The following is an 11,005-nucleotide window of genomic DNA, read 5'->3' as shown; positions in this document are numbered from 1 at the left end:
CGCTCCGCGTGGGAATGCAGCCCGTGAAGCTCCGCGTCACAAAGTGCCCAGTATTCAAGCCATGCGCATAGAGCGGGACGCGGAGCGCCCCAGGAGGCATTCCCACGCAGAGCGTGGGAACGAGCTGGTTGAGTGTCCACCCCCCGATCATTCCCATGCTCCGCGTGGGAATGCAGCCCGTGACGCTCCGCGTCACAAAGTGCCCAGTATTCAAGTCATGCGCATAGAGCGGGACGCGGAGCGTCCCTGGAGGCATTCTCACGCAGAGAGGGGGCGGCGGGCACTAGTGCCACTGTTGAATTTCGATGAGCCCTTCCTGCCCTGCGTAATTGCGCGCACTGGAATACCGCCAGTGTTCGGCTAGGTCCACATATCCTCGTTTCACCGGGTTGTGGTGAATGTAATCAAGTTTCTGGTGCATCACCCCCTCGCTGTACACCAACTCAGCGTGTGCGCCTTCCTGCCAAAGTTGATAAGCCCGGTCTACCTTGTGCGCCCGTTTGCTGAACCGCAGGCGTTGTAATAAACGCTCTGCGCCTCGGCGCTGCAAATCATCAATGATGGTACGGGCGGTAAAGGATTTGAATTGGCTCACGCATTTGCCAAGGTCGGGAGCCTGAGCGACGAAGTGCAAGTGGTTTTCGAGAACGACGTAGCCGAAGAGATTCAGGGCGTGGTGGTTTTGTTGATATCGCCAGCAGTCCAAAAGATGACCAACGATGTAGTCACGGGTGAACAGCGGTAGCCACTCCATGACGGTGCAGGTGAGGAAGTGCGGCTTTTCGGGTTCGGTGATGACGTAGCGGCTTCTGCCCATGGATTCGTCCTTGAATCTGGGTGCGGCTTGGACGCAGAGCGTCCGGGGATGCATTCCCACGCATAGCGTGGGAACGATCATGTACATTCAGTTAATCGCGCCCGCGCGAGCGTGGGAGCGATCGGGTCAGCTTGGTTAGCGTGCGTATATCTGTATGGCGAACTGCTCACCTGATGCTGTCAGTTCAAAGGTTTTTTCGGTGATGACCAGGGTTCTTGAAGGCTCCCTGATGGTGTCACCGACTTTCGCCAGTTTCCTGAACTCATCCCAGCTCACAAACGTGGTGCTGAGGCTGCCTTCCTGCAACGCTTTAGTGTTGTAGCATTGAACTTCCATGGTCTAACCCTCTGCTGGATTTCCGTTTCCGACCGATTATTCGGCAGGCAGTTGTGCCCGAAAGTTGGCCGCTGCAGCGGCGTTTTCCTTTCGGGTTCCAAGAGGCTAGACGATGAAAGTGGACTGTGATGCTGTCGGAAATACCAAATAACAGCCTCGGCAATGCGCCAGTATTCGTGAGGCTTAAGCGTTCATCACTTCCCTAATGTCTGCGGCTAATTCTCTTACGCGTTCTTCTTCGGTATCCCACGCACACATGAACCGTGCGCCACCTTTGCCAATGAAGGTGTAGAAGCGCCAGCCCTTGGCCGTCAGCGCTGCGATGGCCGGTTCCGAGAGTTGCAGGAACACGCCGTTGGCCTGTACCGGGAACATCAGTTCCACGCCGGGAATGTCCGCCACCAGGCTGCTGAGCAATTGGGCGCATTGGTTGGCGTGGCGGGCGTGTTTGAGCCAGGCATCGTTTTCCAGCAGGCCCACCCATGGGGCGGAGAGGAAGCGCATTTTCGAGGCCAACTGGCCGGCCTGTTTGCAGCGGTAATCGAAGTCTTCAGCCAGTTTGTGGTTGAAGAACAGGATGGCTTCGCCTACTGCCATGCCGTTTTTGGTGCCGCCGAAACACAGTACATCCACACCGGCTTTCCAGGTCAGGTCGGCCGGCGAGCAGCCCAGGAACGCGCAGGCGTTGGAGAAGCGCGCGCCGTCCATGTGCAGGTTCAGGCCCAGCTCTTTGCAGGTGACGCTGATGGCGCGGATTTCTTCCGGGGTATAAACGCTGCCCACTTCCGTGGCTTGGGTGAGGGTGACCACGCGCGGTTTGGGGTAGTGGATGTCCTGGCGCTTGAGGGCGATCTCGCGGATCGATTCGGGCGTCAGCTTGCCGTTTTCGGTGCGGGCGGTGAGCAGCTTGGAGCCGTTGGAGAAGAACTCCGGCGCACCACATTCGTCGGTTTCGACGTGGGCGGTTTCCGAGCAAATCACGCTATGGTAGCTCTGGCACAGCGAAGACAGCGCCAGGGAGTTGGCCGCGGTGCCGTTGAAGGCGAAGAACACTTCACAGTCGGTTTCGAACAAATTGCGGAAACCGTCGGCGGCACGGTGGGTCCACTCATCGTCGCCGTAGGCGCGTTGATGGCCCTGGTTGGCTTGCTCCATGGCGGCCCAGGCTTCCGGGCAGATGCCGGAATAGTTGTCGCTGGCGAATTGTTGGCTATTGTCGGTCATGGCCCATTCCTGTGGTCGATGTTGGTGCGCACTGTAACCAAGATTGTCGCGGGTGCGCACGCACTGTAAATGCAAAGTCACTGGGGAATTATGCACGGTACACACACGTTGGCTGTCGGACGCGTCCGCGATGGCGCACTGGATCTGCTCAAGTGGCTGGCGCTGCTGAGCATGGTGCTCGACCACTTGCGTTATGTCGGTTTGAGCCTGGACGGCCTGTACGTGCCGGGGCGCCTGGCGTTTCCGTGGTTTTGCCTGGCGATTGCAGCCAATTTGCACCGGGTCGCCAATGCTCCCGTCACCGGCCAGTGGCGCTACCTGGGCTGGCTGTTGCTGTTCAGTGTGATCAGTGAAGTGCCCTACCGGATGTTTATCGAGGATGCCGATACATTGAACGTCTTGCCGACGTTGGCGCTGGGGTTGCTGGTTGCCCGAGGATGGCAGCAGAAGGTGCTTTTTGATCGAGGATTGGCGCTGATTGCCCTAGTCATCGCGGCGCTGTTTTCTGCCCAGCTGATGTTCGGGTTTTTCGGTGTGTTACTGCCGCTGGCGATGCTGCTGGTGTTTAACCGGCCATGGTATTTCAGCGTGTTGCCGGGTTTGGTCTGCGTGGCCGCCAATCAATGGCAGGTTCTGCTCAATAGCGGCACGCCTGTGGCGCTGATGGGGTTGGCCGCTTGCCTGATTGCGCCCTTGGCGGGTTTGGTCTTGTTGCGACACGGCAAAAACGTCTCGCCACCGGCGATGCGCCGCTGGGCTTACGCGCTGTATCCGTTACATTTTTTACTTTTGTTGGGGGTTCGAAAGGCCATTGGCTGACATCGACTCGAGCCAACAAGGTGGGAACGGATGAGCCGCATAGAAATCGCGCATTTTTTGTACGTCGCGCTCGAACCAATCTCGCAGCCACTGGCAATATTGAAGTGAAATAGCCTGCCTGTGCGTTGGGTTGAGGCTTTCGTCGGCAATACATTGCGCAGCCATCATTCCTGACATCAGCGCCTTGAGTACGCCATGAGAGGCGCCCGGGTCCAACCTGCTGGCTGCGTCTCCGATGATGAAATAGCCGTTACCCGCTGCCTGATCACAGATTGACCAAGTGACATCTGCCCCTCGGATCGTTCCTTCACACGGTAAGTGTTCAAAACAGGCCGGAACAGCCGCCATCTTCGGTGATTTATCTTGCATAAAGCGCAGTCTCGTCCAGTGATAAAGCTGCTGGCCGATATGAGCGGTCCAATACCAGCCCGATGGGTCTGCGAAGATGCCGAGCGTATTTTCCTGGACTGTTCCTCGCTTATAGCCATACACGGCGGTCAGCGGGGGCGAGCAGCGACGCGATGTCAGCCTTAATTGGCGTGCAAGCCAGCCGTGAGCGCCACTGGCATCAATAAGGTGCCTGCAAAACAGTTGCCCGGCCTGGGTCTGGAGGCCCACCACTCGATCTTTTATCTGCAACACGGTCTTTGCCTGGCAGGGTTGCAGGACGTGGACACCTGACGCGGCTGCTCGATCCAGCAGCAACCCGTCCAGCATTGCTCGGGGAATCTGAAACCCCCGCCAAGGTCCGTTTTGGTCTTGCCCGAAAGGCACAAAGTGTCGTTCAGTGTCCCACCTCACCCAAGTACCCGCAGGCCGGACGAAGGCGTCGCCGCGGATTTTTTCAGCCACACCCAGTTGCTGAAGCAGAGGCTCTATGCCGGGGTGCAGGGTTTCACCCGGGCGGTGGCGCGGAAAAGACAGGCGCTCAATCAGTGCCACTTTCAAGCCCTGTTGAGCGCAGCAAATGGCCGCCGAGCAACCCGCCGGGCCGGCACCTATTATGATCACGTCATAGCGGCCTGCGCTGTCGGGCGTTGCCATGCTGAATGTGTCGATAAACCAATTTCCAGGTGTGGTGCTCAATGACAGTTTGACGCGCCGGAAAGCATCGATTCGCCGTTGATATTCCTGCGAGTCGACTTTGCCTGTGAGTGCCAATGAGAACTTCCCGTTCAGCGCGTTCTCTGTGTAGTCGGTATAGAAGTAAGTTTCGTACGCTCTATGGCGCGCGTAATTGGCGACGTATTTTTTCGGAGCGGGTACGCCATCCCACGGGAAACCGGCACTTTTGCCGATCTCCTGATCCAGCATTGGTTTTACGGTCGGACCCGCCCCGACGTTTGGTGGATAGGCTTGTGCTGAGTCTGATGCAACTGCAGGCCAGAATGAACTCAACGCTGCGCAGAGCTTGGCATCCTCGGGGAATGGGCTGCCCAGCCTGTACGCTGCCAGGTGCGCCACGCTGCCCAATTCGGGGTCAGTCGTCACAAGGCCAACATCCCAGCCTGGCGCGAATATCCCTGCGCTCGCATCGGGGAAGGCACCACGCGCACCGTGCAGGTGTAACGCTTTGCGTCAGCGGCGTGGCCAGGTTGGGCGAAGAGTCGAGCGCCATGCCCGCGTTCCTCAACGGTGTAGGGCGTTCAATCTGTTGGACTGAGCAGTGAAAGCGTCGAATACATGAGCTGGCGCTGTTTGAGTGGCAAGCGTAGCCAAGTTTTCAGGCGTGTGAGGCTTAAAGTGTCAGGTTTCTGTTTCTAAATCTTCAGGCGGCCCGAGCCATCTGCGTGTTTTATCGCCCACCCGCGAAGCCATGTCGTAAACGCACCTTTGCGTGGCGTGCGTAGGCATTTGACCTCGCTGCGCCAGCCCTACCATCGCATCAAAGGGCCCTGCGAGGGCCTCAACAATACGAAAGGCTGGGAGAGACGCGATGTTCAGCAAAAAAGACCAGATCCAAGGGTATGACGACGCATTGCTGGCGGCGATGAATGCCGAGGAGCAGCGTCAGGAAGACCATATCGAGCTGATCGCGTCAGAGAACTACACCAGCAAACGCGTCATGGAAGCCCAGGGCAGCGGCCTGACCAACAAATACGCCGAAGGCTACCCAGGCAAGCGCTACTACGGCGGCTGCGAGCATGTGGACAAGGTTGAAGCCCTGGCCATCGAGCGCGCCAAACAACTGTTCGGCGCTGATTACGCCAACGTGCAGCCACACTCCGGTTCGTCCGCCAACAGCGCGGTGTACCTGGCGCTGATCAATGCCGGTGACACCATCCTGGGCATGAGCCTGGCCCACGGCGGCCACTTGACCCACGGCGCCAAAGTGTCGTCCTCGGGCAAGCTCTACAACGCCGTGCAGTACGGCATCAACACCGACACCGGCCTGATCGACTACGACGAAGTTGAGCGCCTGGCCGTCGAATGCCAGCCGAAAATGATCGTGGCCGGTTTCTCCGCTTACTCCAAGACCCTCGATTTTTCGCGCTTCCGTCAGATCGCCGACAAGGTTGGCGCACTGCTGTTCGTCGACATGGCCCACGTCGCCGGCCTGGTTGCCGCGGGCCTGTACCCGAACCCGCTGCCTTACGCCGATGTGGTCACCACCACCACCCACAAAACCCTGCGCGGCCCACGTGGCGGTTTGATCCTGGCCAAGGCCAACGAAGCCATCGAGAAGAAACTCAACGCTGCCGTGTTCCCCGGCGCCCAGGGCGGCCCGCTGATGCACGTTATCGCCGGCAAGGCCGTGTGCTTCAAGGAAGCGCTGGAGCCCGGTTTCAAGGCTTACCAACAACAGGTGATCGACAACGCCCAGGCCATGGCAGACGTGTTTATCAAGCGCGGCTACGACGTGGTGTCCGGCGGTACCGATAACCACCTGTTCCTGGTCAGCCTGATCCGCCAGGGCCTTACCGGCAAAGACGCGGACGCTGCCCTCGGCCGCGCCCACATCACCGTCAACAAGAACGCCGTGCCGAATGACCCGCAGTCGCCGTTCGTGACCTCGGGCCTGCGTATCGGTACCCCGGCGGTGACCACGCGGGGTTTCAAGGTGCCGCAATGCATCGAGCTGGCCGGCTGGATCTGCGACATCCTCGACAACCTCGGCGACGCCGATGTCGAGGCCAACGTGGCCAAGCACGTGTCTGCCCTGTGCGCTGATTTCCCGGTTTATCGCTGAGCGCGGTTTTGGAGTAATGACTATGCAACGCTACTCGGGCTTCGGCCTCTTCAAGCACTCACTCAGCCACCACGAAAACTGGCAGAAGATGTGGCGCACGCCCACACCGAAAAAGGTCTACGACGTGGTTATCGTCGGCGGCGGCGGGCATGGTCTGGCGACGGCTTACTATTTGGCCAAAGAGCACGGCATCACCAACGTGGCCGTGGTCGAGAAAGGCTGGCTGGGCGGCGGTAACACCGCGCGCAACACCACCATCGTGCGTTCCAACTACCTGTGGGACGAGTCGGCGCACCTGTACGAACACGCGATGAAACTGTGGGAAGGCCTGTCCCAGGACCTGAACTACAACGTGATGTTCTCTCAGCGTGGCGTCTACAACCTGTGCCACACCCTGCAAGACATCCGGGACTCCGAGCGTCGCGTGAGCGCCAACCGCCTCAACGGCGTGGACGGCGAGCTGCTCAACGCCAAACAAGTGGCCGACGAGATCCCGTACCTCGACTGCTCAAAAAACACCCGCTACCCGGTACTCGGCGCCACCGTGCAACGGCGCGGCGGCGTAGCCCGCCACGATGCCGTGGCCTGGGGCTTCGCGCGCGCCGCTGACGCACTCGGCGTGGACCTGATCCAGCAGACCGAAGTGATCGGCTTTCGCAAGGAAAACGGCGTGTGCATCGGCGTCGAAACCAACAAGGGTTTTATTGGCGCCAAGCGCGTGGGTGTGGTCACTGCCGGTAACTCCGGGCACATGGCCTCGCTCGCCGGCTTCCGCCTGCCGATCGAATCCCACCCGCTGCAAGCGCTGGTGTCCGAGCCGATCAAGCCGATTATCGACAGCGTGATCATGTCCAACGCCGTGCACGGTTACATCAGCCAGTCCGACAAGGGCGACCTGGTGATCGGCGCCGGTATCGACGGCTACAACGGCTACGGCCAGCGCGGCTCGTACCCGGTAATCGAACACACCATCCAGGCCATCGTCGAGATGTTCCCGGTGCTGTCGCGGGTGCGCATGAACCGCCAGTGGGGCGGCATCGTCGACACCACGCCGGACGCCTGCCCGATCATCTCCAAAACCCCGGTGCCGAACATGTTCTTCAACTGCGGCTGGGGCACCGGCGGTTTTAAAGCCACTCCAGGCTCAGGCAACGTGTTTGCCGCCAGCCTCGCCAAGGGTGAAATGCACCCATTGGCAGCGCCATTCTCCATCGACCGTTTCCACAACGGTGCGTTGATCGACGAACACGGCGCTGCGGCCGTCGCCCACTAACAGGAGAAATTCCCTATGTTGCATATCTTCTGTCCTCACTGTGGCGAACTGCGCTCCGAAGAGGAATTCCACGCGTCCGGCCAAGCGCACATCCCGCGCCCGCTGGACCCGAACGCCTGCACCGATGAAGAGTGGGGCGACTACATGTTCTTCCGTGACAACCCACGCGGGCTGCATCACGAGCTGTGGATCCATGCCGCCGGTTGCCGTCAGTACTTCAACGCCACCCGCGACACCCTGACCTACGAAATTCTTGAAACCTACAAGATCGGCACCAAGCCGCAATTCACCGCCAAGGCTGCTGGAGAGAAGGTATGAGCCAGATCAATCGCCTGTCCAACGGTGGCCGCATCGACCGCAACAAAGCCCTGACGTTTACCTTCAACGGCCAGAGCTACAAGGGCTTTGAGGGCGACACCCTGGCCGCAGCCCTGCTGGCCAACGGCGTCGACATCATCGGCCGCAGCTTCAAGTACTCGCGCCCGCGCGGCATCTTTGCAGCGGGCGCCGAAGAACCGAACGCGGTGCTGCAGATCGGCGCCACCGAAGCCACCCAGATTCCCAACGTGCGCGCCACGCAACAGGCGCTGTACCAAGGTTTGGTCGCCACCAGCACCAACGGCTGGCCGAACGTTAACAATGACGTGATGGGCATTCTTGGCAAAGTCGGCGGCAAGCTGATGCCGCCGGGTTTCTACTACAAAACCTTCATGTACCCGCAATCGTTCTGGATGACTTACGAGAAGTACATTCGTAAGGCTGCGGGCCTTGGCCGCTCGCCGACCGAGAATGACCCGGACACCTACGACAACTTCAACCGTCATTGCGACGTGCTGATTGTCGGTGCCGGCCCTGCTGGCCTGGCCGCGGCATTGGCCGCTGCGCGCAGCGGTGCCCGCGTGATTATTGCTGACGAACAGGAAGAATTCGGCGGCTCCTTGCTGGATTCGCGCGAAAGCCTCGACGGCAAGCCGGCGACCGAATGGGTTGCCAGCGTGATCGCGGAACTCAAAGCCCTGCCGGACGTGGTGTTGCTGCCGCGTGCCACCGTCAATGGCTACCACGACCACAACTTCCTGACCATTCACGAACGCCTCACCGACCACCTCGGCGACCGTGCGCCGATTGGCCAGGTGCGCCAGCGTATCCACCGTGTGCGTGCCAAGCGTGTGGTGCTGGCGACCGGTGCGTGCGAGCGTCCGTTGGTGTACGGCAACAACGACGTGCCGGGCAATATGCTCGCCGGTGCAGTCTCTACCTACGTGCGCCGCTACGGTGTGGCACCGGGCAAAAAACTGGTGCTGTCGACCAACAACGACCACGCCTACCGCGTCGCGCTGGACTGGCTTGATGCGGGCCTGCAAGTGGTCGCCGTGGCTGATGTGCGTCACAACCCACGCGGCGCCCTGGTGGAAGAAGCCCGCGCCAAAGGAATTCGCATCCTCACCGGCAGCGCCGTGATCGAAGCCCGTGGCAGCAAGCACGTGACCGCTGCACGCGTGGCGGCGATTGACGTCAAAGCACACAAAGTCACCAGCCCCGGCGAGTGGCTGGACTGCGACCTGGTGGCCAGTTCCGGCGGCTACAGCCCAGTGGTTCACCTGGCTTCGCACCTGGGCGGCAAGCCGACCTGGCGTGAAGACATCCTCGGTTTTGTGCCAGGCGAAGCCCCGCAAAAACGTGTGTGCGTCGGCGGTATCAATGGCGTCTACGGCCTCGGCGATTCCCTGGCCGATGGTTTTGAAGGCGGCGTGCGCGCAGCCAGCGAAGCCGGGTTTGCACCGGTGGAAGGCACGCTGCCAAAAGCCTTGAGCCGTCTGGAAGAGCCAACCCTGGGCATTTACCAGGTGCCCCATGACAAGCCGACCGCACGGGCGCCGAAGCAATTTGTCGACCTGCAAAACGACGTCACCGCTGCCGCCATTGAGCTGGCGACCCGCGAAGGGTTCGAGTCGGTCGAGCACGTCAAGCGCTACACCGCGCTGGGCTTCGGCACCGATCAGGGCAAGCTCGGCAACGTCAACGGCCTGGCCATTGCGGCCCGCTCGCTGAACGTGACCATCCCGCAGATGGGCACCACGATGTTCCGCCCCAACTACACGCCGGTGACCTTCGGCGCCGTGGCGGGCCGTCACTGTGGGCACATTTTTGAGCCGGTGCGCTACACCGCGCTGCAAGCCTGGCACGTTAAAAACGGCGCCGAGTTTGAAGATGTCGGCCAATGGAAACGCCCTTGGTACTTCCCGCGTAACGGTGAAGACCTGCACGCCGCCGTGAAGCGCGAATGCCTGGCGGTACGCGACAGCGTCGGCCTGCTGGATGCGTCCACCCTCGGCAAGATCGATATTCAAGGCCCGGATGCCCGCGAGTTCCTCAACCGCATCTACAGCAACGCCTGGACCAAGCTCGACGTGGGCAAGGCCCGCTACGGCCTGATGTGCAAGGAAGACGGCATGGTCTTCGACGACGGCGTCACCGCCTGTCTCGCCGACAACCACTTCCTGATGACCACCACCACCGGCGGCGCCGCCCGCGTGCTGCAGTGGCTGGAAATCTACCAGCAGACCGAGTGGCCAGACCTCAAGGTGTACTTCACCTCGGTCACCGACCACTGGGCGACCATGACCTTGTCCGGCCCCAACAGCCGCAAACTGCTGGCCGAAGTCACCGACATCGACCTGGATAAGGACGGTTTCCCGTTCATGACCTGGAAGGAAGGCCTGGTTGGCGGCGTACCGGCGCGGGTGTTCCGTATCTCGTTTACCGGCGAGCTGTCGTACGAAGTCAACGTGCAGGCCGACTACGCCATGGGCGTGCTCGAACAGATCGTTGCGGCCGGCAAGAAGTACAACCTGACGCCTTACGGCACCGAGACCATGCACGTACTGCGCGCCGAGAAGGGTTTCATCATCGTCGGGCAAGATACCGACGGCTCGATGACCCCGGACGACCTGAACATGGGCTGGTGCGTAGGCCGTACCAAACCGTTCTCGTGGATCGGCTGGCGCGGGATGAACCGTGAAGACTGCGTGCGTGAAGAACGTAAGCAGTTGGTGGGCTTGAAGCCGATTGACCCGAATGTATGGCTGCCGGAAGGCGCGCAGTTGGTGTTCGACCCTAAACAGTCGATCCCGATGAAGATGGTCGGCCACGTGACCTCAAGCTACGCGCATAACTCGCTGGGTTATTCGTTTGCGATGGCGGTGGTCAAGGGCGGCTTGAAGCGTATGGGTGAGCGAGTGTTCTCACCGCAGGCGGATGGCAGCGTGATCGAGGCAGAGATTGTGTCCTCGGTGTTCTTCGACCCGAAAGGCGAGCGGCAGAACATCTGATAGACCGAGTCGCC

Annotated in this window: 9 protein-coding genes; 5 read left to right on the top strand and 4 right to left on the bottom strand. The window is 60.5% G+C overall.

Going from position 1 to position 11,005, the window contains the following annotated elements:
• Nucleotides 1-283: 283 nt before the first annotated feature.
• From GIW48_RS23635 to GIW48_RS23625, 3 genes are all read right to left on the bottom strand, one after another.
• Nucleotides 284-817 (bottom strand): REP-associated tyrosine transposase, encoded by a 534-nt coding sequence (locus GIW48_RS23635; RefSeq protein ID WP_026013773.1) that lies wholly within the window; start codon nt 815-817, stop codon nt 284-286.
• Between the two features lie 135 nt (nt 818-952).
• Nucleotides 953-1,153 (bottom strand): hypothetical protein, encoded by a 201-nt coding sequence (locus tag GIW48_RS23630; protein ID WP_017137985.1) that lies wholly within the window; start codon nt 1,151-1,153, stop codon nt 953-955.
• A 183-nt stretch (nt 1,154-1,336) separates the two neighbouring features.
• On the bottom strand, nt 1,337-2,377 hold the full coding sequence (locus GIW48_RS23625) for a threonine aldolase family protein (RefSeq protein WP_017137986.1): 1,041 nt from the start codon (nt 2,375-2,377) through the stop codon (nt 1,337-1,339).
• A gap of 90 nt (nt 2,378-2,467) precedes the next feature.
• On the opposite strand from GIW48_RS23625, the gene GIW48_RS23620 reads away from it, so the two are divergent.
• On the top strand, nt 2,468-3,196 hold the full coding sequence (locus GIW48_RS23620) for a TraX family protein (protein WP_017137987.1): 729 nt from the start codon (nt 2,468-2,470) through the stop codon (nt 3,194-3,196).
• Here the strand turns inward: GIW48_RS23620 and GIW48_RS23615 are convergent.
• On the bottom strand, nt 3,161-4,687 hold the full coding sequence (locus GIW48_RS23615; RefSeq protein WP_236460398.1) for an NAD(P)/FAD-dependent oxidoreductase: 1,527 nt from the start codon (nt 4,685-4,687) through the stop codon (nt 3,161-3,163). The genes GIW48_RS23620 and GIW48_RS23615 overlap by 36 nt on opposite strands.
• Before the next feature lie 445 nt (nt 4,688-5,132).
• On the opposite strand from GIW48_RS23615, the gene glyA reads away from it, so the two are divergent.
• The 4 genes from glyA to GIW48_RS23595 are packed head-to-tail and all read left to right on the top strand — an operon-like array spanning nt 5,133 to nt 10,991.
• Nucleotides 5,133-6,386: a serine hydroxymethyltransferase gene (gene glyA, locus GIW48_RS23610; protein ID WP_236460399.1), complete on the top strand. Its 1,254-nt coding sequence runs from the start codon at nt 5,133-5,135 to the stop codon at nt 6,384-6,386.
• Between the two features lie 22 nt (nt 6,387-6,408).
• A complete protein-coding gene (locus GIW48_RS23605) occupies nt 6,409-7,659 on the top strand; it encodes a sarcosine oxidase subunit beta (RefSeq protein WP_010207084.1) in 1,251 nt (416 codons plus the stop codon).
• Between the two features lie 15 nt (nt 7,660-7,674).
• Complete coding sequence (locus GIW48_RS23600; protein ID WP_015886243.1) at nt 7,675-7,977, top strand: sarcosine oxidase subunit delta; 303 nt, start codon at nt 7,675-7,677, stop codon at nt 7,975-7,977.
• Nucleotides 7,974-10,991, top strand: a complete 3,018-nt coding sequence (locus tag GIW48_RS23595) for a sarcosine oxidase subunit alpha (protein ID WP_099550386.1) — start codon at nt 7,974-7,976, stop codon at nt 10,989-10,991. Before GIW48_RS23600 ends, GIW48_RS23595 begins: the two co-directional genes overlap by 4 nt.
• The last annotated feature ends 14 nt before the right edge of the window (nt 10,992-11,005 follow it).

Origin of the sequence: Pseudomonas sp. PA-6-3C, from assembly GCF_021605825.1 — a bacterium.
Lineage (GTDB): Bacteria > Pseudomonadota > Gammaproteobacteria > Pseudomonadales > Pseudomonadaceae > Aquipseudomonas > Aquipseudomonas edaphica.
Note: the sequence above shows the minus strand (reverse complement) of the source record. Positions and strands in the feature narration are given on the sequence as shown.

Bases quoted from the DNA above. Each gene is read 5' to 3' on its own strand.
- glyA (WP_236460399.1), top strand. From the start codon at position 5,133: ATGTTCAGCAAAAAAGACCAGATCCAAGGGTATGACGACGCATTGCTG.
- GIW48_RS23600 (WP_015886243.1), top strand. From the start codon at position 7,675: ATGTTGCATATCTTCTGTCCTCACTGTGGCGAACTGCGCTCCGAAGAG.
- GIW48_RS23625 (WP_017137986.1), bottom strand. From the start codon at position 2,377: ATGACCGACAATAGCCAACAATTCGCCAGCGACAACTATTCCGGCATC.
- GIW48_RS23605 (WP_010207084.1), top strand. From the start codon at position 6,409: ATGCAACGCTACTCGGGCTTCGGCCTCTTCAAGCACTCACTCAGCCAC.
- GIW48_RS23635 (WP_026013773.1), bottom strand. From the start codon at position 817: ATGGGCAGAAGCCGCTACGTCATCACCGAACCCGAAAAGCCGCACTTC.
- GIW48_RS23595 (WP_099550386.1), top strand. From the start codon at position 7,974: ATGAGCCAGATCAATCGCCTGTCCAACGGTGGCCGCATCGACCGCAAC.
- GIW48_RS23630 (WP_017137985.1), bottom strand. From the start codon at position 1,153: ATGGAAGTTCAATGCTACAACACTAAAGCGTTGCAGGAAGGCAGCCTC.
- GIW48_RS23620 (WP_017137987.1), top strand. From the start codon at position 2,468: ATGCACGGTACACACACGTTGGCTGTCGGACGCGTCCGCGATGGCGCA.